The following is a 21,171-nucleotide window of genomic DNA, read 5'->3' on the forward strand; positions in this document are numbered from 1 at the left end:
TAACGATTTGATAATATCGGCATTTATACCTGCATCAGAAAGCGCATTTTCACGCTCAGCCCACCCAGATTTTCACTGGGCATCAGCTGAAGATGGCTGCGGTGCAGGCGGGCAATATCGTTAGCCAGCGCCAGGCCAATGCCGGACCCGGCGGCATCGCCCACGTTATCCAACCGATGAAACGGCAGCATGGCCTGGGAGATCTGGTCTTCAGCAATGCCCGGTCCGCTGTCCTCCACGCTCAGCTCAACGGCATCGTTAGCCGTGCGCAGGTACACCGTCACGACGCCCTGCTCCGGTGTGTATTTGATCGCGTTCTCCAGCAGGTTGGCGCAAAGTTCGCCCAGCAACACGTCATCCCCCTCAATCATTACCGGCTGCTGTACGCCGTCATAACCGAGATCGATACCCTTGCTGCGCGCCTGCGCCAGCCGGGAAAAGCAGCAGTTTTGCACCACCTGTACCAGATCGACAGGCGCAAACTGTCGCTCCCCCTGCTCTTTTCGCTTCACCGCCGAAAGCTGCAACAGCCTTTCCGTCAGCACGATGGTGTTATCCAGCGTGACGTTCATCGCCCGTAAGCTCTCCTGCCACAGCGCCGGATCGTTACGCGTCAGGGCAACCGATACCTGGGTTTTCAGCACCGCCAGCGGCGTTTTGAGCTGGTGTGAGGCGTCGGCGTTAAAGCGCGCCTGCCGCGAAAGTACGCCGCGCAACCTGTCGATATAGCGGTTAAATGCCACAATCAGCAGCCGCGTTTCCGACCAGGGCAGCAGCTCCGGCAGCGGAGCCAGCAGCCCCGGCTCACGGCGCACCATCAGGGACGAGAGCTGCCGCATCGGGCGCAGCACGCGACGCAGCAGCCACGCGGTCAGGACCAGCGTCAGCAGCACCAGCAGCCCCTGCGACACGAGCGAGGAAAACAGCAGCTGAGTGGCCAGATAGCGCCGCGACTGCAACGTTTCGGCGACGTAGATCTCCGCCATCCCGAACACACTGTCCTCGTTAACCGGCTGGAGCAGCTTCGCCACGCGGATCGCCTGCCCGCGATACTCGGTATGATAAAACCACGCCAGCGCCGGATAGTGTGTAGTGCGCGACGTGGAGGGAGGCATATTCGGCAGATCGTCGTAGCCGGAGATCGTCCGCCCGTCAGGGTCCACGACCTTGTAATAGAGGCGATCGTTCATGTTCAGCTCGAAGCTGTCGAGCACGACCCAGGGCACGTTCACCTGGAGTTTACCGTTGTGCACCACCAGCCGCTCTGACACCGTGCGCGCCGAGGATAACAGCGTGCGGTCATAGGCCTGCGTCGCCGCCTGTAACGCGCTAACGTAGCTGTTAAAGGCTGACAGCCCCCATAACAGCAGCAGCGGCAAACCCAGAAAAAGCAAAAGTTGCAGGTAAAGCGACTGCGGCTTAACCCACCTCATCGCCGCACTCCAGCACGTAGCCCAGCCCCCGGAGGGTAATGATCCGCACCCCGCTGCCGGTCAGCTTCTTACGCAGGCGGTGAATATAGAGATCGATGCTCTCGGGGCTGACGTCGTCGTTCAGGCTGAATACCTGGTCGAAAAGCTGTTGCCGGGAGACGGGACGGGTCCGGCGGTGCATCAGCACCTTCAGCAAAGAGAGTTCGCGCGGCGTGAGGGAAAGGGGTTCATCGCGCAGCAGAAAAAAGCCTTCATCATCGTACTCCAGCTCTCCCAGCCGCTGGCGCTCCTGGGTTCGTCCTTCGCTGCGGCGCAGCAGCGCGCGCAGGCGGGCATCAAGCTCCTCCAGCTCGAACGGTTTCGGCAGGTAGTCATCCGCCCCGGCATTCAACCCCTTCACCCTGTCTGCCACGTTGCTGCGGGCGGTAAGAAACAGCACCGGCAGCGTCTGCCCGCGTTTTCTCAGGCGATGCACCACCTCCAGCCCGTCGAAGCCGGGCATGCCGATATCAAGGATCGCGACGGCATAGTTTTCTCCCTGCAAAAGATGATCGGCCGCCCGTCCATCGTTGACGCAATCCACGGCAAATCCGTTTTGTACCAGCGCTTTTTCCAGCCAGTGAGCCAGCTCACGATTATCTTCCGCCAGTAAGAGACGCATATCACATCCTGTAAAGTTGGTGTCGCAGTGAAAGGGAAATGAAAGGTTATTGTTTTAACAATCACGCAACGGAACCGCTACAAGGTGGTTCACATAATCAGAAAAAATACACCCGTACCCGTACTCCCGGTTCTCCGGCGTGAGGATAAACGATGAAAAAACAATTACTTTCTACCCTTGCTGCAAGCGTATTGCTGTTGAGTGCCTCTGTCGTCCAGGCGCAAGACGCGCCATCCCGTACCGAATGTATCGCCCCGGCCAAACCCGGCGGCGGCTTCGACCTGACCTGTAAGCTGATTCAGGTCAGCCTGCTGGAGACGAAGGCCATCGAGAAACCGATGCGCGTCACCTACATGCCCGGCGGCGTGGGCGCGGTAGCCTATAACGCCATCGTCGCGCAGCGCCCTGCCGAAGCGGGCACCGTGGTGGCCTTCTCCGGCGGTTCGCTGCTGAACCTGTCGCAGGGGAAATTTGGTCGTTATGACGTGAATGACGTGCGCTGGCTCGCCACCGTAGGCACCGATTACGGCATGATCGCCGTGCGCGCGGACTCCCCGTGGAAATCCCTGAAAGATCTGCTGACCGCCATGGAAAAAGATCCGAACAGCGTGGTCATTGGCGCGGGCGCCTCTATCGGCAGCCAGGACTGGATGAAAGCCGCGCTGCTGGCGCAGCAGGCCAAAGTGGATCCGCACAAGATGCGTTACGTGGCCTTTGAAGGCGGCGGCGAGCCGGTGACGGCGCTGATGGGCAATCACGTCCAGGCGGTATCGGGCGATCTCAGCGAAATGGTGCCCTACCTGAGCGGGGATAAGATCCGCGTGCTGGCGGTCTTCTCGGAAAACCGTCTGCCGGGCCAGCTGGCAGACGTCCCAACCGCTAAAGAGCAGGGTTATAACCTGGTCTGGCCGATCATCCGCGGCTTCTTCGTCGGGCCAAAAGTGACCGACGCCGAGTACCAGTGGTGGGTGGATACCTTCGCAAAACTTCAGCAAACCGAGGAGTTCAAAAAACAGCGCGATCTGCGCGGGCTGTTTGAGTTCAACCTGAACGGCAAGCAGCTGGACGAGTATGTCAAAAAACAGGTGAATGACTACCGCGAACAGGCGAAAGCCTTTGGTCTGGCGAAATAACCGGAGGCGCTATGAGCGATCGCATTTTTGCCGGGATATGGCTGCTGCTCTGCATTGGCGGCATGTTCGTCGCCTGGCAGATCCACAGCGAATACAGCTATGAACCCGTGGGGCCACGCCCCTTCCCCGTCGGCATAGTCGGCCTGATGCTGCTCTGCTCGGTGGCGCTGCTGCTGCGCCATCCGGATACCGTGGAGTGGCCGCCACGCCGTACGCTGCAACGTCTGCTGGTAATGGTAATTGTCCTGCTGATGTATGCGTGGGGCTTTGAGTGGCTCGGCTTCCCGATTGCCACCGCCCTGCTGACGATGGTGATTGGCATACTGTTTAACGCCTCGCTGCCTGCGGCGGGGATCTCCGGGGTCGTACTGGGCATTTTACTCTGGTACGCCTTCGACCGCCTGCTGGACGTAACCCTGCCGCTCGGCGCATGGTTTAACTAACGGAGCACGCTATGGATACCTGGATCTATCTCTCTCAGGGGTTCGCGGTAGCGATGACCCCGGAAAACCTGGTGATCGCCCTGATCGGCTGTTTCGTCGGGACCATCGTCGGCCTGCTGCCGGGCCTTGGCCCTATCAACGGCGTGGCGATTTTACTGCCGCTGGCCTTTGCGCTGCACCTGCCTGCGGAATCGGCGCTGATCCTGCTGGCGACGGTCTATATCGGCTGCGAATACGGGGGGCGTATTTCCTCGATTCTGCTTAACGTGCCCGGCGATGCCGCCGCCATTATGACCGCGCTGGATGGCTACCCGATGGCGCAGCAGGGGCGCGGCGGCGTGGCGCTCTCTATTTCTGCCGTCAGCTCGTTCTTTGGCTCCATGATCGCCATTGGCGGCATCATCCTCTTCGCCCCGGCGCTGGCCCAGTGGTCGCTGGCGTTTGGTCCGGCCGAGTATTTTGCCCTGATGGTGTTCGCCATCGCCTGTCTCGGCAGCATGATGGCGCAGAATCCGCTGAAGTCGTTTTTGTCTGCGTTGATTGGCCTCAGTCTGGCGACCGTCGGCGTGGATGCCAACACCGGGGTTTATCGTTTTACCTTCGACAGCGTTCATCTCTCCGACGGCGTGCAGTTTATCGTCGTGGTGATTGGTCTGTTCTCTGTCTCAGAAATCTTACTGATGCTGGAGCATACCAGCAGCGGGCAGACGCTGGTGCGTAAAACCGGACGTATGCTCTTTAATGCCAAAGAGGGGGCGCAGTGTATTGGCGCCACCCTGCGTTCGTCGGTGATCGGTTTCTTCGTCGGCATTCTGCCCGGCGCGGGGGCTACTATCGCCAGCGCCATCACCTACATGACCGAGAAAAAGCTGAGCGGTAACAGCGACAGCTTCGGCAAAGGCGATATCCGCGGCGTGGCGGCGCCGGAGGCGGCGAATAACGCCTCGGCCTGCGGCTCGTTTATCCCGATGCTGACCCTCGGCGTGCCGGGCTCCGGCACCACGGCGGTAATGATGGGCGCGCTGACGCTCTATAACATCACCCCGGGTCCGGCGATGTTTACCGAGCAGCCCGATATCGTCTGGGGTTTAATTGCCGCCCTGCTGATCGCCAACGTGATGTTGCTGGTAATGAACATCCCGCTGATCGGCCTGTTCACCCGCATGCTGACCATTCCCCTGTGGTTCCTGGTCCCGGCCATCGCCGCCGTCTCTGCGGTTGGGGTGTACGCGGTGCACAGCACCACCTTCGACCTGGTGTTGATGGTGCTGCTCGGCGTGCTGGGCTACATTCTGCGCAAGATGCACTTCCCGATGTCGCCGCTGATTTTAGGGTTTGTGCTGGGGGAAATGCTGGAGCAAAACCTGCGCCGCGCCCTCTCCATCAGCAATGGCAACATGGGGATCCTGTGGGAGAGCAGCGTGACGAAGATCCTGCTGGCAATGGCGATTATGGTGATTGTCGTGCCGCCGGTGCTGCGCTGGGTCCGCCGACGCCAGCACAAACCGCAGCCGGATATCGGCTGATTAGCCCCTCAACAGGGCATTGACCCACTGCTTTAACGCCTGGCGGGAGATTTTAATCCCGCCATTTTTCAGTTCTGACGGCAGCGCCAGCCAGTGTACCGGCTGCTCAAAGCGCGCCAGCCTGCCCTGAACCCACTCCGGCAGCAGCGTGATATCCGTGCCCGGCTCGCATTCCACTACCGCCACCGGACGTTGCCCATACTCGGCATCATCCAGCGGAACGACAAACGCCTGGCTTACCTGCGGATGCGTGGCGATAACGCGCTCCAGCGCTTCGGGCTGGATCCCTTCTCCGCCGCTGAAAAAGAGATTGTCCATTCGGCCCAGAATGGTCAGGCGTCCGTCATGCCACTCGCCGCGATCGCGGGTGGCGAACCAGCCCTGCTCATTGACCAGCGGCAATAATGCGCCGTCTCGCCAGTAGCCCGCCGCCATGCTTTCCGCCCGGATCCAGACTTCACCGTTCACCACCTGAACGTCTCTGCCCGGCAGCGCGCTGCCCACGTCCGGCGCGCCGTCGGCCTCTTTGGCGCAGACGGTGGAGGCGAACTCGGTCAGACCGTAGCCGCAGAACGTACGGATCCCCTGCTCGCGCGCCTGTTCGGTCAGCGCAACGGGGATTTCCGCCCCGCCGAGCAGCACGGCTTTCAGCGCGACGGGATGGTGTGAATTAAGCAGCCGCCACAGCTGCGTTGGCACCAGCGAGGCGTGGGTACAGCCCTGTAGCGCCTGTTCCAGCGGCTGTTTTTCACGCACGGTGAGACGGCCTCCGCCCTGCAACCAGCGCCACAAAATCCCCTGACCGGAGACGTGAAACAGCGGCAGAGAGAGCAGCCAGTCGTCGCTATCGCCGTAAGGCATCAGCGCCAGCACCCCTTTTGCGCTGGCAAGGTGGGCGGCACAGGTGTGCACCGCCGCTTTCGGCAAGCCGGTGGAGCCAGAGGTGAGCGTCATTGAGGCCAGGCGTTCTACCCGCCACGTGACGCCGCCCTGCCCCTCGCCCTCTCTTAATACCAGACCGGGCAGACCGTCATACTCACCGTTAAGCACCAGCGCAAAGCGCAGGGTCATCTGCGGCAGGAGGACGTCCAGCAGCGGACGGGGAAGCTGAGGGTTCACCGGCAAAATGCGGGCGCCGCACTGAAGCAGCGCCAGCCAGGCCAGCAGGGTCTGCGGGTGGTTGTGGGCGAGCAGCATGACGCCATCACCGTCCGTAACGCCCTGAGACTGAAAACCGGCTGCGAGACGATCGATACGCTCGCCCAGCTGAGACCAGCTGAGCGTTATATCGTCTAAACGCAGCGCGGGTTTATTGGCACTCCGGGTGCGCCAGTGCCGCCACGGCCAGTCGGTAAAACTCATCGCAATGGCTCCAGCGCCCCGACGTCGAGGCACGGCAAGGTGCTGCCAGGCCACTGACGAATCAGCTGGGCCTGCATCAGGTTTAGCGTATCGAGACCGGGAACGGTGTCCGGCGTTAACCATGCAGCGATGCGCGCCAGCTGCGTCAGGCCGAGGCTGGATTCGATGGATGAACTGATCACCGCCGTCAGCCCTGCGGCATGGGCCGCCGCAACCTGCTCGCGCACCTTGTCGAGGCTGCCGGTCAGCGTTGGCTTAATCACCACGGCCCTGACGCCCGGCTCGGCGGCAAACGCGAAATCGGCTTCGCGCAGGCTCTCATCCCAGGCAATGGCAATGCCGGTTTCCCGGGCAAAGGCGCGCGAGTCGTCGCGCGTTTTGCACGGCTCTTCGAGAAACGCGATGCGGCTGCGGTACGCCGGGTTGACGTACTTCGCAAACTGTTGCGCCCTGAGCGGCGTCCAGGCGCGGTTGGCGTCCAGGCGCAGGTGTAGATCGGGAATGGCTTCCAGTAACAGGTTAACCACCATTCCGTCGCGCACTGCTTCGTACAGGCCAACCTTTATTTTCGCCACCTTCTCGCCAGGCATCGCGGAAAGGAGCGCGAAAAGTTCATCCGGATCGCCGGTACAGAGCGGCGCGGCGCAATAGTTCGCCGCGTCCGGTAAACTGCCGTCCAGCTCTGCCAGCGCACAGCTGATGCCGAACGCGGCGGAAGGTACGTCCGGCAGCGCCGGAACTGCTCCCTCACGCCATTCGTACGTCCAGGCCATCAGCGCAGCCTGCGCCTCGTCCGGCGTTTCCAGGCTAAAGCCCGGAAGCGGGGCGATTTCGCCCCACCCTTCCCGCTCGCCCTGCCGGAGATGCACGAAAAAGCCGTCACGGGTTTTTAACCGCCGTTCACGCAGCACCACGCCCGCGTCCATCGGTATCTGCCAGCGGTAAACCTGCGCGCAACGCATTACGGGTTCCGTTTGTATTTGCTGAAGTCCGGCTGGCGTTTTTCGTTGAACGCGTTGCGCCCTTCCTGACCCTCTTCGGTCATATAGAACAGCATGGTGGCGTTACCTGCCAGCTCCTGAAGGCCCGCCTGACCGTCACAGTCGGCGTTGAGGGCCGCTTTCAGGCAGCGCAGCGCCATTGGGCTGTTTTGCAGCATTTCGCGACACCAGCGCACGGTCTCTTTTTCCAGATCGGCGATCGGCACCACGGTGTTAACCAGCCCCATATCCAGCGCTTCCTGGGCGTTGTACTGACGGCACAGGAACCAGATTTCGCGGGCTTTTTTCTGACCGACAATGCGCGCCATATAGGACGCGCCCCAGCCGCCGTCGAAAGAGCCGACTTTCGGGCCAGTCTGACCGAAAATGGCATTTTCCGCCGCGATCGTCAGGTCACACATCATGTGCAGCACGTGACCGCCGCCGATGGAATACCCTGCCACCATCGCGACCACCGGTTTTGGACAGGTGCGGATCTGGCGCTGGAAATCCAGCACGTTCAGGTGGTGCGTGCCCGCATCATCCTGGTATCCGCCGTAGTCACCGCGGACTTTCTGATCGCCGCCGGAGCAGAAGGCTTTCTCCCCTTCCCCGGTGAGGATGATGACGCCGATAGTGTCGTCGTAGCGGGCATCCGCCAGCGCCTGGATCATCTCTTTTACGGTCAGCGGACGAAATGCGTTGCGCACCTGTGGACGGTTGATAGTAATTTTGGCGATACCATCGGCGGATTTGTGGTAACGAATGTCGGTGTAGCCTTCGGAGCAGTCCTGCCATTCAACCGGCGCGTAAAGCATGTGTTCATCAGGATAGATCATAGCGTGTCCTTTGTTCGATAACGCAGTATCTGAGCCAGACTCGCGGCAACCGCGTCCGGGTTGTCCCGGTGGGCGTTGTGTCCGGCGTGAGGGATAGCATGACGCGTGGCGTTAAGTTCAGCGGCGATAGCTGCAAACTTCCCGTCACGTTCGCCATAGAGATAGTCAAAAGAAAAATCACGCGCGATGAGCGCGGGACGTAAATCAGGCTGAACGGCAAGCGAGGTGGCCTCCAGCATCTCTGCCAGCCTCGGGCCGTTGTTCCGGCTGCGCAGCGCGATCAGCGCCCTGCGCTGATCATCCGTAAGTGAGGCAAAGACCGGCTGTTGATACCAGTCGGCAAAGACGGCCTCCAGCGGCTCACTGCGAAACCGTGACGCCCAGCGGCGGTCAGAGATCAGCCGGGCCTGGCGCGCATCGGCGTCTTGCAGGCCCGGGTGTCCACCTTCCACAATCACCCCGTCTAACCCCGCAGGATGCTGGCAGGCATGGAACATCGCAATGCGGCCGCCGAGGGAGTACCCCACGAGCCAGTATCTTAGTATGTTGTAACTAACAAGGGTATGCGAGAGCAATTCACTTACCTCTGCAAACCCCGTCACGCCCGTATCCGCTGAACCACCGTGCCCGGGCAGGTCAAGGTAGAGCCGGGGGTAGTCATGCAGCGACGCCCCGACAGCCTGCCACTCGCGACAGTCGCCGGAAAAACCGTGCAGGAAAACCAGCCAGGGGTAGCCTGGTTTTCCTGGCTGGGAGAAGCCTGCGAGGATCACAGGTGACTCACCTGCGCAAGCAGATGTTGCAGCTTCTGCGCGCCGTCAGCATCGTTTACCACCAGCTCAATCAGCGTCGCGCCAGGCTGCCGCCAGGCGGTGTTCAGCGCCGTCTCCAGCGCGTCCCAGTTTTCCGGGCGATGGTACTTCAGGCTGAACATGGCGGCGGCGTGTTCGAACTGCACGTTTTGCGGCATCAGATAGAAGCGCTCACGCTCGCTTTGCGGCGTCGGCAGCAACGAGAAAATCTGCCCGCCGTTATTGTTCACAACAATCAGCACGAACGGGGCCGACGCCTGACGCAGGAGCGCCAGCGCGTTGAGATCGTAGAGGGCTGAGAGATCCCCCACAATCGCCAGCGTGGATTTCGCGCTGGCCCGCTGTACGCCAGCGGCTGTGGAGATCAGGCCGTCAATGCCGCTCGCGCCCCGGTTGCTGTACACCGGATAACCCGCCGGCAGCTGCGAAAAGGCGTCAATCAGGCGCACCACCAGGCTGTTACCGACAAAAAGTTGTCCCTGCTCGGGAAGATATTTGCGGATACGGTGCGCAAGCCCGGCTTCACTGAACGCCTCGCACTGCGTTTTGGTGAGTTCCCACGCCTGACGTGACAGCGCCGGGATCTCCACCGCCCAGGGTTTGCGTTTTTCCGCCGGATGCAATTCCAGCCAGCTGTCAATATCGCTCACCAGGCGGCGGCCACGATGGTGCGCCGGGTCAAGGCGTCCTTCGAGCGGGTCCACCAGCCAGTACTCTTCTGGGGTACAGGTGGCCTGCCACTGGAGCAGACGCTTCCCCGTCAGGCTCGATCCCAGCTGGACGACAATCTGCGCCTGCGCCAGCTCGGTAACCGCTTTCGCGTTACCCAGCCAGAGGTCGGCGCAGGGCAGCGGCTGGCCCGTCTGGGAAAGCACGTCACCAATCAGCGGCCAGCCAAGCGTTTGTGCCCACTCCGCCGCCAGCTTGCCTTCCGCCGCACTCATCCGCCCGGCAATCACCACGCCGCGCTTCTGGCGCCAGAAGAACCAGTCGCGCTGTTTTGCGCTTTCCAGATGCGTCTGCTCGCGCAGCCAGGGTTTTTCACTCTCCCACCAGTCTCCCAGCTGCTGTTGCCAGACGAGGCCAGTATCGTTCATTTCACCGTACAGCGGCTCGGCAAACGGGCAGTTAATGTGCAGCCCGCCGCTGCGCAGTGCGTTCATGGCGTGGTCGAGGGTTGAGACCAGCCAGCTGGCGGGAATATCCTGGGTGGGGCGCGGCAACGAGACCGTCTGTGAAGGATGCGAGGCAAAAATGCCAGGCTGACGAATCGCCTGATTAGCACCGCAGTCAATAAGTTCCGGGGGACGGTCGGCAGTGAGTAAAATCAGCTTTTCGCCGGTTAATCCCGCTTCTATCAGCGCCGGATAGAGGTTCGCCACCGCCGTGCCGGAGGTGACTATCACCGCCACGGGCGCTTTGCTGACTTTCGCCAGCCCGAGCGCCAGATGGCCCAGACCCCGCTCATCAAAATGGGTGTGGTGAATAAAAGCCCGGTTTTCCGCGGCAGCAAGGGTGAGCGGCGTGGAGCGAGAGCCCGGGGCAATACACACATGCCTGACACCATGACGGGTCAGGGCTTCAAGGATCACCGCCGCCCAGCGTCGGTTAAAAGAACTTACTGACATGAGATTGTCCAGTATCAAGAATGCGACACAGTATAAATAATAGAAAAAGTCAGAATTTTGATATGAATCGGGATTGCACGAATCAGTATTAATCCCTTAGGAGAAGGGAACGCAGCCCGGCGGCCTTGTTTTCGATCTCCTGCCACTCCTGCTCCGGATCGGAGCCGCTGACGATGCCCGCCCCCGCATAAAGACGCAGCGCAGCGTCGTGAACGCGGGCGGAGCGTAATGCCACACAGAATTCGCTTTGATCGCGCGATAAATAGCCCGCCGACCCGGCGTACCACTCCCGGTCAAACGGCTCCACTTTCGCAATAAATTCTCGCGCCGCCTGTCGCGGCAGCCCGGCCACCGCCGCCGTCGGTTGCAGAATATGCAGGCACTGCTCGTCGTCAGGCTGTTTAAGTTCGGTCCAGATACAGCGACGTAAATGCTGCACCTTGCGCAGACGCAGCACCTGCGCAGGCAGGATCTCCAGCGTCCGGGTATGGTGCTGAAGACGCTGGCAGATATCTTCCACCACCAGCATATTTTCCCGCTGATTTTTGTCGTCGTTCATCAGCCAGTCGCCCAGACGCTGAGCCTGCTTATCGTCAGAATGGCTGGCGACGGTGCCTGCCAGCGCTTCAGTGCGCAGCAGCGTGCCGCGTCGCCGCCACAGGCGTTCAGGCGTTGAGCCGAGGAACGCGTTGCTGGCGTCAAAGACCATACAAAAATGATAGCAGTTGAGGTTTAGCGCGCGGCTGGCAGCCATCAGCGCGATGGCGTTCACGGGCTGCTGGCACTGCACATCGGTGGCACGTGCGAGCACCACTTTCTCAAAATCGCCGCGAGCAAGGGTATCCGTCGCCTGACGAATCAACGCCAGCCATTCCGGTTTTTCCGGATGATGGGTTTCCTGCACAATCTGCACGGACAACGGGCGGATCGGCGCGGCGTCGCGCAGGTTATCGACAAAATACAGCGCTTCACGGGCATCTTCCCGCAGCGACGTTTCGCTCCACAGTTGCAGACGCAGCGTGGCGACCCCGCCAGACCGTCGCCAGAGAAGGCGCGGTAAAAACAACTTGCCCTGCGCCGGGTTGAATGCGTTCAGGCCGCAGATACGGGTGTCATTGGCTACGTCGTGGGTGTGCAAAAACCGCGAGGCCGAGGCCAGAGAATCGAAATGGGCGAGGCTTCCGAGCGCGGCAAGTTCTTCATCACCGCTGCGCTGTTGCCAGTAAAACTGAGGATAGCATCGCTGCACACCGAGCCAGGCCAGCGGATCGAAGGCGTCGTTTAACGGGAAAGAGACATCGAAATGGCGTAAACCGGGTGTAGCTGGCAATGCTTGCGCAAGCTGAGTACGCAGGCTTTGCAGCGCGAGGAAAATCGAGTGCACGCGAACCTCTCCCTGTTAAAGCCTTATATTATACGGGGTACTGACGATAAATAGCAGTACCCACGTGTAGGGAGTGGTTTACCGGCTTAACGACGGGCTAACAGCAGACCCAGCACCAGCCCTACGGCCGCACCGACCCCAATGCCCTGCCACGGTTTTTCATGCACATAATCGTCGGCACGATAAACCGCCTGCTTGGCGCGGTAGTAGTAATTGTCGGATGCGTTACTGACGCGGTTTTTCACGTCATGCAGCGCCTGCTCGGCGCGGGCTTTGAGCTCAATGTACTTCTGATCGGCAGGATCGCCTGAAGAGCGCAGCACTTCTTCCAGCGTTTCGCTTAGCAGCGTCAGGTCGTCGTCGACTCGGGTATCCCAGGATTGAAATGACATATTTTTCTCCATGTTAGTACACCAGTCCGGTAACTATAGACAACGTATTGCTATTGCGCCTGTTTCGCTTCGCGTGCCATGCCGATGTGTGGGATGCCGTCTTCGTCGTAAATGTCCGTGACCGGGGTAAAACCAAAATGGCCATAGAATAATTGCAAATGCGCCTGCGCGCCCAGGTATAACGCCTTATCCGGCCACTGTTTCTGGCATGCGTCCAGCGTTTTTTCCATCAGCTGATAGCCCAGCTTTTCACCGCGCGCGCGGCCGCTGATAATGACGCGGCCAATGACGACAGGGTCAAAATCCTCTTCGCTTTTCAGAATCCTCGCATACGCCACCAGCTCGTTATCGCGCCAGCCGAGGATGTGCCGGTTCTCGCCGATCAGGTCATCGCCGTCGATATCCTGATACGGGCAGGTTTGTTCAACCACAAAGACTTCGCAGCGCAGCTTGAGCAGGGCGTAGAGTGAATGCACGGTCAGTTCGCTGTGGTGTAGATCTTGCCACTGGATCATGTGTTTCTCCTTCCTGGTGTTCATCACGTTATACTAAACCCCTTCCCATTCGGCAAAGGGCTGATTGCGTTATGGAACTGATTTTTCTGGGTACGTCCGCCGGGGTGCCAACCCGCTCACGAAACGTGACGGCGATTCTGCTGGATCTTAAGCATCCTACCCGCGGTGGGCTGTGGCTGTTTGACTGCGGCGAGGGTACGCAACATCAGCTGCTGCATACCTCATACCACCCGGGGAAAGTGGATAAAATATTTATCACCCATCTGCACGGCGACCATCTGTTTGGCCTGCCGGGCCTGCTGTGCAGCCGTTCGATGGCCGGTAACGCTAACCCGCTGACCATTTATGGCCCCGCGGGTATTCAGGAATTCGTTGAAACCACGCTGCGCCTGAGCGGCTCGTGGACCGATTATCCGCTGGAGGTGTTAGAGATCGGCGAGGGTCTGGTGTTCGATGACGGAGATTACCTGGTGCGCGCTTACCCGCTTAACCATCCGGTGGAATGCTACGGCTATCGCGTTGAGGAGCATGACAAGCCCGGGGCGCTGAACGCAGCCGCGTTGCAGGCCGATGGGGTGAAACCAGGCCCGCTGTTCCAGCGTCTGAAGCACGGCGAGACCGTCACGCTGGAAGACGGGCGCGTCATCAACGGTCAGGATTACCTCGCCCCACCGCAGCCGGGCAAAAAACTGGCTATTTTTGGGGATACCGCCCCCTGCCCTTCGGCGCTCAGGCTTGCCAGAGGTGTAGATGTGATGGTGCATGAGGCGACGCTGGAAGCGGCGATGGAAGAAAAAGCCAACAGCCGGGGGCACAGCTCTACGCGTCAGGCGGCGCAGCTGGCACGTGAGGCTGGCGTCCGGAAACTGATTGTTACTCACGTCAGCTCACGCTATGACGTCCGCGGCGCTGAAAGCCTGCTGGCAGAGTGCCGGGAAGTATTTCCGGCATGCGAGCTGGCGGAAGATTTTGCTCAGGTCAGCGTTTAGTCCTTCATTTTTCCCTCAGCGTGCCGATAACGATTAAAAGGCCAGCATTTCTCTTGAGGGTAGAATGGATAATTTCCAGAAAGATATTGATGACAGGGCAAACCTGACCCTGTCCAACCGTTTTGAACTGTTGCTGTTCCGTCTTGGCACCTCTCTGAACGAAAATAAATCCGAGCTGTTCGGCATCAACGTATTCAAATTGCGCGAAATTGTGCCGATGCCGACCTTCACCAAACCGGCGGGAATGAAGTCTCCGCTGATGGGGATGGTGAACATTCGCGACCAGGTGATCCCAGTGATCGATCTGGCCGCCGTCGCCGGCTGCAAACCAGCCACCGGGCTGAACATCCTGCTGATCACCGAATATGCCCGCAGCGTGCAGGCGTTTGCCGTAGAATCGGTGGAAAACATCATGCGTCTGGACTGGAAGCAGGTGCACGCCGCGGAAACCGCCGTCAGCGGTCGCTACATCACCAGCATTGCCTGTCTGGACGAGAAAACCGATACCAACGATCTGGCGATGGTGCTGGACGTGGAGCAGATCCTGTACGACATCACCCCGGCGAACCACGATCTGCACGCCACCCATCTGGAAACCACCAAATTCAACATCAAGCCTGGCTCTGTCGCGATTGTTGCAGAAGATTCAAAAGTAGCGCGCTCAATGCTGGAGAAGGGATTGCAGGCGATGGAGATCCCGGCCCAGCTGCATATCACCGGCAAAGACGCGTGGGAGAAAATCACTCAGCTGGCCGCGCAGGCACAGGCCGAGGGCGTTCCCGTTACCGATAAGATTGCCCTGGTATTAACCGACCTCGAAATGCCGGAGATGGACGGATTTACGCTGACGCGCAAAATCAAATCCGACCCGGTACTGAAAGATATTCCGGTGGTGATCCACTCGTCTCTTTCCGGCAACGCGAACGAAGATCATATTCGCAAAGTGAAGGCGGACGGCTATGTGGCGAAGTTTGAGCTGAACGAGCTGTCGTCGGTGATTGAAGAGGTGCTGGACCGCTCGATGAAGAAGATTGAAGGTCCGTTGATTAGCCGCAAGCAGCTGGCTTAGTCGGGTGGCGCTTCGCTTACCCGACCTACAAAACCCGTAGGCCCTGCAAGCGTAGCGCCGCTGGGCATGTTTTACTCTGTGCGGGCTGGTGCCCTCACCCCGGCCCTCTCCCACGGGGAGAGGGAGAAAACAATAAAAAACCCGCCGAGGCGGGTTTTTTGTTTTTACATCAGCGGCATCGCGCGCTGCACGATATCAATCAGCGGCTGCGGATAGATACCGAAGATCAGCACCAGCAGCGCGGAGATGAGCACCACAATGCCCCCCGCGCTGTACTGCCAGTTAGACGGCGCATCGCGGTTGAGCTGCTGAGGCGCGCTCAGGTACAGGCTCACCGCTACGCGCAGGTAGTAGTAGAGACCAATCGCGGAGCCGATAACGACACCCGCCGTCAGCCACCACAGACCCGCCTGCACACCGACGGCCAGCACGTAGAACTTACCGATAAAGCCCAGCGTCATCGGGATACCCGCCAGAGAGAGCATCATCACGGTCATTACCGCAGACAGAATCGGACGGTGCCAGAACAGACCACGGTAGGAGAACAGGGAATCCGCATCCGGGCCACGGTACGGGCTGGACATCAGGCTCACCACGCCGAACGCGCCGAGGCTGCTAAACAGGTAACCGGCCAGATAGACGCCCACAGTTTCCATCGACATCTCACCGCTTTGCAGCGCAATCAGCGCCACCAGCAGGTAACCCAGATGGGAGATAGAGGAGTAGCCCAGCAGACGCTTGATGTTGGTCTGGCTCAGCGCCATCAGGTTACCGAAGATGATGGACACGAACGCGATAATGCCCAGCACCACGCGGACCGCTTCGCTGTCGCCCACCGGGGCGTACAGGAACAGACGCATGACCACACCGAAGATAGCGATTTTGCTCGCCGTCGCCAGGAAGGTCGAGACCGGTGCAGGGGCACCCTGGTATACGTCTGGCGTCCACAGGTGGAACGGAACCAGTGAGAGTTTAAAGCCAAGGCCAACAATCATCATGCCCAGACCCGCCAGCAGCAGCGGCTCATGCATCATGCCGTCGCCAAGGCTCTTACCGAGCGCCATGAAGGAGAGATTACCCGTCTGTGCGTACAGCAGCGCGATACCAAACAGCAGGAACGACGACGCGGCAGCAGACAGGATCGTGTACTTGATTGCCGCTTCCAGAGAGCGCTTCTGGCGGAAAGCGTAACCAATCAGGCCGAACAGCGGGAGTGAGATCAGCTCAATACCGAGGAACAGCGCGGCCAGGTGGTTCGCGTTCGCCAGCAGAATACCGCCCAGTGCGGCAATCAGTACCAGCAGGTAAAACTCTTCTTTGTTGTCGTTGTACCCTTCGAGCCACGGGTACGCAAAGGTACAGGTTGCCAGGCTCGCCAGCAGCACCAGACCGGTGTAGAGCATGGCGTAACCGTCAACGCGCATCAGCGGCGTGACGTCCATCGCTCCCGCCTGGCCAACAAACCAGAGGGAAACTAACGCAGCGTTCAGACCCAGAACGGACAGGGTCGCATTCAGGAAGTGATTGCGTCGCCACGCAATGGAGAGCATCACAACCACCACCGTCAATCCGACGATCAGCAGCGGTAGCAGCGCGATCAGTTGTTGTGGAGTTATTGTCATGGCGAATTACGGCCTTGTAGTAGAAGCAGAATTAACAAACCACTGCTGGATGTTACCCATCGCGGAGTGCGAGGTATCCAGAATCGGCTGCGGATAGAAGCCCAACAGCACCAGCAGTACGACCAGCAGCAGGATGATGAACAGCTCACGCAGCGACATCCCCGGCAGTTCTTGTGCAGCAATTTCACTCTTCGCTTTACCGAAGTAAGCGCGGTGCAGCATCGCCAGCGAGTACACGGAGGCAAATACCAGACCAAAGGTGGAGATGATGGTGATCGTCGGTACCACGTTGAAGCTGCCGAACAGGATCATAAACTCGCCGACGAAGTTACCGGTACCCGGCATACCCAGAGTCGCCACCGCGAAGAACATGGAGAGCGCCGGCAGCCATTTCATTTTGCCCCACAGGCCGCCCATCATACGCATGTCGCGGGTATGCAGACGTTCGTACAGCTGACCACACAGGATGAAGAGACCGGCAGCAGACAGGCCGTGCGCAATCATCTGGATCACCGCCCCCTGGTACGCCAGCTGGCTGCCGGTGTAGATGGCAATCAGCACGAAGCCCATGTGGGAAACGGAGGTGTAAGCAATCAGACGTTTGATGTCGTACTGCGTGAAGGCCATCCACGCACCGTAGAAGATACCGATCACGCCAAGCCACATGGCAATCGGCGCGAACTCTGCGGAGGCGTTCGGGAACAGCGGCAGGGAGAAACGCAGCAGACCGTAGGCCGCCGTTTTCAGCAAGATACCCGCCAGGTCAACGGAACCCGCCGTTGGCGCCTGAGAGTGCGCGTCCGGCAGCCAGCCGTGCAGCGGTACGACCGGCATTTTCACCGCGAAGGCGATGAAGAAGCCGAGCATCAGCAGGTATTCCACGCCGTGGGACATCGGGGTCTTCAGCAGATCTTCATAGTTGAAGGTCCAGACGCCGGTCGCATTGTAATGCACGAATACCAGCGCCAGGATGGCAATCAGCATCACCAGACCACTCGCCTGGGTGTAGATGAAGAACTTGGTGGCCGCCGTGATACGCGTTTTACCGTCGGATGCCTTGTGGCCCCACAGCGCGATCAGGAAGTACATCGGCACCAGCATCATCTCCCAGAAGAAGAAGAACAGGAACATGTCGATGGCCAGGAACACGCCGATCACGCCGCCCAGGATCCACATCAGGTTCAGGTGGAAGAAGCCCTGGTATTTTTCGATTTCTCGCCAGGAGCAGAGTACCGCCAGAACGCCGAGCAGACCGGTCAGCACCACCATCAGCAGCGACAGACCGTCAATCGCGAGGTGGATCGTAATACCGAAACGTGGGATCCACGGCAGAATGAACTCAGACTGCCACTGCGGAAGGCCCGCGGACTGGGTCAGTGAGTAGCCACCCTGCAACCAGAGTTGCAGACCAAGCGCGAGCGTCAATCCCATGGTGATCAGCGCGATCCAGCGCGGCATCTTCACGCCAAAGCGTTCAGTCTGCCAGCACAGGAAGCCGCCGATGAAGGGAATTAATATTAGCCAGGGTAGTAACATGGCGATTTTTATTCCTTGTTAAAGTCCCTCAGGGACCGATTTTCAACGAATTCGACAAAATTCACGTTTGAGTGCGGGGCCTTTTGCCCGGTGGCGCTTCGCTTACCGGGCCTACGGTCCGTAGACAATCCCCGCTAACTCAAAATCAACGCAACACCATCAGCAGCGCCAGTATGACAACCGCACCGATGCTCATGGACGCCACATACCAGCGCAGATAACCGTTCTCGCTGAACAGCAGGCCTTTACCTGCAAAGCGAGAGAGGATCGCCGGGATATTCATCAGGCTGTTCAGTGGATCGCGCTTCAGCAGCCACGCAATGCCCAGGAACGGCTTCACGAAGATCATGTCGTACAGCCAGTCGAAGCCCCATGCGTTGTACCACCAGGTGCCCAGCAGACGGCCCGGCGCGCTGTTGGCAACGGCAGTCACCAGCGTGCGTTTGCCCAGCCACAGCCATGCGGCAATCAGGATGCCCGCGATAGCCACTACGCCGGAGGTGATTTCAAGCGTCAGAACGCGACCGTGCTCAAGCTCGGTTGTTGCCGGCAGTACACCCTGCAACGGTGGCACAATCATCGCGCCAACGAAGGTGGACAGGACCAGCAGCACAATCAGCGGCAGGTGGTGGGTAATCCCCTTCCCTGCGTGAGCGTGAATTTGTTCTTTACCGTGGAAGACGATGAAAATCATACGGAAGGTGTACAGGGAGGTCATAAACGCACCGACCAGACCCGCAACCATCAGATTGATATGACCATTCGCCATGGCGCCCGCCAGGATTTCGTCCTTACTGAAGAAGCCCGCGGTGATCAGCGGCAGTGCCGCCAGCGCCGCGCCGCCTACCAGGAAGCAGACATAAACCAGCGGGATGGACTTACGCAGTCCGCCCATTTTGAAGATGTTCTGCTCGTGGTGGCAGGCCAGGATCACCGAACCGGATGAGAGGAACAGCAGCGCTTTAAAGAACGCGTGCGTCATCAGGTGGAAAATGGCCGCGTCCCACGCCTGAACGCCCAGCGCCAGGAACATGTAACCAATCTGGCTCATGGTGGAGTACGCGAGAACGCGTTTGATGTCGGTCTGCACCAGCGCGGCAAAGCCAGCCAGCACCAGCGTAACCGCACCGACAATACCCACCAGATGCAGAATTTCCGGGGTCATCAGGAACAGGCCATGGGTACGCGCAATCAGGTAGACACCGGCGGTAACCATGGTCGCGGCGTGGATCAACGCGGAGACAGGGGTTGGACCCGCCATTGCGTCGGCCAGCCATGTCTGCAACGGCAGCTGCGCGGATTTACCCACAGCGCCACCCAGCAGCATCAGCGTTGCCCACCACAGCATGTTGTTGCCTGCTTCGAAGTGCGCCGGCGCCAGTTCCACCATTTCGCGGAAGTTCAGCGTGCCCAGTTCGTTGTAGAGAATGAACAGCGCGAAAGCGAGGAACACGTCACCCACACGGGTCACGACGAACGCTTTCATGGCCGCTGCGCCATTCTTCGGATCGGTGTAGTAGAAACCGATCAGCAGGTAAGAACACAGACCCACGCCTTCCCAGCCCAGATACATCAGCAGCAGGTTATCGGCCAGCACCAGAACCACCATGCTGGCGATAAACAGGTTGGTGTAGGCGAAGAAGCGGGAGTATCCCTCTTCACCGCGCATGTACCAGGAGGCGAACATGTGGATCAGGAAGCCGACGCCGGTAACTACGGAGAGCATGGTCAGAGACAGACCATCCAGCACCAGGTTGAAACCGATGTTGAAGTTACCGACCGACATCCAGTTCCACAGCGGTACGCTGTAGGCCTGACGTCCATTGTTAAAGAAGTCGATACCCGCATACGCTGTGACCAGCGCAGCCAGGCCGATAGAGCCAATGCCCACGGTGGCAGACAGATTCTCAGACCAGCGGCCGCGAGAAAACGCCAGCAGCACGAAGCCAATCAGCGGAAAAATAATGGTTAAGGCAAGCATGTTCATCCACGCAACTCACTTACTGAATCGATGTTCAGGTTCTGGCGGCGACGATGGAGCTGTAGCAACAGCGCCAGGCCAATACTCGCTTCAGCAGCCGCGAGGCTGATGGCGAGAATGTACATCACCTGACCATCGGTCTGGCCCCAGTAGCTGCCGGCGACCACAAAGGCCAGCGCGGAAGCGTTGATCATGATTTCCAGACCGATCAGCATAAACAGCAGATTGCGGCGGATAACCAGACCGGTTAAGCCCAGAACGAATAAAATCGCAGCGAGGATCAGTCCATGTGTTAAGGGGATCATGCGCGTTCCTCCGTTTTTCTTTTCGCGCGGTCGTCAGTGCGGTTGCTCAGCACCTCGCCGACACGCTCTTCGCGGCCAACGTGGAAGGCCACAACCAGACCCGCCAGCAGCAGCATTGAGGCCAGCTCAACCGCCAGAACGTACGGACCAAACAGGGTGATACCCACGGCTTTCGCGCTGATTGGCGTCCCGTCGATACCCTGGTCGTTGACGCCCAGAATGGCGTAAACAATCACCGCCAGCATGATGGCCGACAGAATCGCCGGGCCAATCCACACCTGCGGTTTTAACCACTGACGTTCCTGCTCAATTTCAGAGCCGCCCAGGTTCAGCATCATCACCACGAACACAAACAGCACCATGATGGCCCCGGCGTAGACGATGATTTCCAGCGCACCAGCGAAGTGCGCGCCAAGCGCAAAGAACACCCCGGAAATAGCCAGCAGCGAGATGATTAAATACAGCAGCGCATGCACCGGATTGGTGTGCGTGATCACTCGCAGCGTAGCCAGGATGGCGATAAGGCCACAGATATAAAAAGCGAATTCCATTGCCCTCTCC

The 21,171-nt window shown here is 59.5% G+C and carries 20 protein-coding genes; 5 read left to right on the forward strand and 15 right to left on the reverse strand.

The window, feature by feature from the left end; translation table 11 throughout:
* Positions 1–23 precede the first annotated feature (23 nt).
* Positions 24–1,433, reverse strand: coding sequence for a sensor histidine kinase (locus tag ACOTX5_RS03305; RefSeq protein ID WP_023304141.1), 1,410 nt, complete (start codon positions 1,431–1,433; stop codon positions 24–26).
* Entirely contained in the window at positions 1,420–2,094 is a 675-nt protein-coding gene (tctD, locus tag ACOTX5_RS03310; protein ID WP_006811361.1) for a transcriptional regulator TctD, read from the reverse strand. Before tctD ends, ACOTX5_RS03305 begins: the two co-directional genes overlap by 14 nt.
* 152 nt (positions 2,095–2,246) lie before the next feature.
* Between tctD and ACOTX5_RS03315 the strand changes: the two genes are divergently transcribed.
* The 3 genes from ACOTX5_RS03315 to ACOTX5_RS03325 are packed head-to-tail and all read left to right on the forward strand — an operon-like array spanning position 2,247 to position 5,196.
* Positions 2,247–3,227 (forward strand): Bug family tripartite tricarboxylate transporter substrate binding protein, encoded by a 981-nt coding sequence (locus ACOTX5_RS03315; protein WP_006811363.1) that lies wholly within the window; start codon positions 2,247–2,249, stop codon positions 3,225–3,227.
* A gap of 11 nt (positions 3,228–3,238) precedes the next feature.
* Complete coding sequence (locus ACOTX5_RS03320; protein ID WP_003859443.1) at positions 3,239–3,670, forward strand: tripartite tricarboxylate transporter TctB family protein; 432 nt, start codon at positions 3,239–3,241, stop codon at positions 3,668–3,670.
* Between the two features lie 11 nt (positions 3,671–3,681).
* Positions 3,682–5,196, forward strand: coding sequence for a tripartite tricarboxylate transporter permease (locus ACOTX5_RS03325; protein ID WP_006811365.1), 1,515 nt, complete (start codon positions 3,682–3,684; stop codon positions 5,194–5,196).
* Here ACOTX5_RS03325 and menE read toward each other — a convergent pair whose 3' ends face one another.
* From menE to ACOTX5_RS03365, 8 genes are all read right to left on the reverse strand, one after another.
* The gene (menE, locus tag ACOTX5_RS03330; protein ID WP_032102726.1) at positions 5,197–6,558 is read right to left on the reverse strand and encodes an o-succinylbenzoate--CoA ligase; all 1,362 of its coding nucleotides are present in this window, start codon (positions 6,556–6,558) and stop codon (positions 5,197–5,199) included.
* Entirely contained in the window at positions 6,555–7,520 is a 966-nt protein-coding gene (gene menC / locus ACOTX5_RS03335) for an o-succinylbenzoate synthase (protein ID WP_032102727.1), read from the reverse strand. Before menC ends, menE begins: the two co-directional genes overlap by 4 nt.
* Positions 7,520–8,377: a 1,4-dihydroxy-2-naphthoyl-CoA synthase gene (menB, locus tag ACOTX5_RS03340; protein ID WP_003859452.1), complete on the reverse strand. Its 858-nt coding sequence runs from the start codon at positions 8,375–8,377 to the stop codon at positions 7,520–7,522. The genes menC and menB overlap by 1 nt, the downstream gene beginning before the upstream one ends.
* Positions 8,374–9,150: a 2-succinyl-6-hydroxy-2,4-cyclohexadiene-1-carboxylate synthase gene (gene menH / locus ACOTX5_RS03345; protein WP_033487373.1), complete on the reverse strand. Its 777-nt coding sequence runs from the start codon at positions 9,148–9,150 to the stop codon at positions 8,374–8,376. Before menH ends, menB begins: the two co-directional genes overlap by 4 nt.
* Complete coding sequence (gene menD, locus ACOTX5_RS03350) at positions 9,147–10,817, reverse strand: 2-succinyl-5-enolpyruvyl-6-hydroxy-3-cyclohexene-1-carboxylic-acid synthase (RefSeq protein WP_015572277.1); 1,671 nt, start codon at positions 10,815–10,817, stop codon at positions 9,147–9,149. The genes menH and menD overlap by 4 nt, the downstream gene beginning before the upstream one ends.
* 88 nt (positions 10,818–10,905) lie before the next feature.
* A complete protein-coding gene (gene menF, locus ACOTX5_RS03355) occupies positions 10,906–12,201 on the reverse strand; it encodes an isochorismate synthase MenF (protein ID WP_045910709.1) in 1,296 nt (431 codons plus the stop codon).
* Between the two features lie 86 nt (positions 12,202–12,287).
* Positions 12,288–12,593 (reverse strand): stress response protein ElaB, encoded by a 306-nt coding sequence (elaB, locus tag ACOTX5_RS03360; RefSeq protein ID WP_017693006.1) that lies wholly within the window; start codon positions 12,591–12,593, stop codon positions 12,288–12,290.
* A 50-nt stretch (positions 12,594–12,643) separates the two neighbouring features.
* Positions 12,644–13,108 carry a GNAT family N-acetyltransferase gene (locus ACOTX5_RS03365; protein WP_045910708.1) on the reverse strand — a complete coding sequence of 155 codons (465 nt, stop codon included), beginning with the start codon at positions 13,106–13,108 and terminating at the stop codon, positions 12,644–12,646.
* Between the two features lie 71 nt (positions 13,109–13,179).
* On the opposite strand from ACOTX5_RS03365, the gene rbn reads away from it, so the two are divergent.
* Positions 13,180–14,097, forward strand: coding sequence for a ribonuclease BN (gene rbn, locus ACOTX5_RS03370; protein WP_015572275.1), 918 nt, complete (start codon positions 13,180–13,182; stop codon positions 14,095–14,097).
* 64 nt (positions 14,098–14,161) lie between these two features.
* Complete coding sequence (locus ACOTX5_RS03375; RefSeq protein ID WP_015572274.1) at positions 14,162–15,166, forward strand: chemotaxis protein; 1,005 nt, start codon at positions 14,162–14,164, stop codon at positions 15,164–15,166.
* A 164-nt stretch (positions 15,167–15,330) separates the two neighbouring features.
* Here ACOTX5_RS03375 and nuoN read toward each other — a convergent pair whose 3' ends face one another.
* The 5 genes from nuoN to nuoJ form a co-directional block, all read right to left on the reverse strand.
* Positions 15,331–16,788, reverse strand: coding sequence for an NADH-quinone oxidoreductase subunit NuoN (gene nuoN / locus ACOTX5_RS03380; protein ID WP_015572273.1), 1,458 nt, complete (start codon positions 16,786–16,788; stop codon positions 15,331–15,333).
* 6 nt (positions 16,789–16,794) lie between these two features.
* Positions 16,795–18,324, reverse strand: coding sequence for an NADH-quinone oxidoreductase subunit M (gene nuoM / locus ACOTX5_RS03385; RefSeq protein WP_017383429.1), 1,530 nt, complete (start codon positions 18,322–18,324; stop codon positions 16,795–16,797).
* A 145-nt stretch (positions 18,325–18,469) separates the two neighbouring features.
* Complete coding sequence (gene nuoL, locus ACOTX5_RS03390; RefSeq protein WP_015572272.1) at positions 18,470–20,311, reverse strand: NADH-quinone oxidoreductase subunit L; 1,842 nt, start codon at positions 20,309–20,311, stop codon at positions 18,470–18,472.
* A complete protein-coding gene (gene nuoK / locus ACOTX5_RS03395; protein WP_003861496.1) occupies positions 20,308–20,610 on the reverse strand; it encodes an NADH-quinone oxidoreductase subunit NuoK in 303 nt (100 codons plus the stop codon). The genes nuoL and nuoK overlap by 4 nt, the downstream gene beginning before the upstream one ends.
* The gene (nuoJ, locus tag ACOTX5_RS03400; RefSeq protein ID WP_003861493.1) at positions 20,607–21,161 is read right to left on the reverse strand and encodes an NADH-quinone oxidoreductase subunit J; all 555 of its coding nucleotides are present in this window, start codon (positions 21,159–21,161) and stop codon (positions 20,607–20,609) included. Before nuoJ ends, nuoK begins: the two co-directional genes overlap by 4 nt.
* Positions 21,162–21,171: the final 10 nt, after the last annotated feature.

The organism is Enterobacter cloacae complex sp. IR5441, from assembly GCF_049238215.1.
Lineage (GTDB): Bacteria > Pseudomonadota > Gammaproteobacteria > Enterobacterales > Enterobacteriaceae > Enterobacter > Enterobacter hormaechei_C.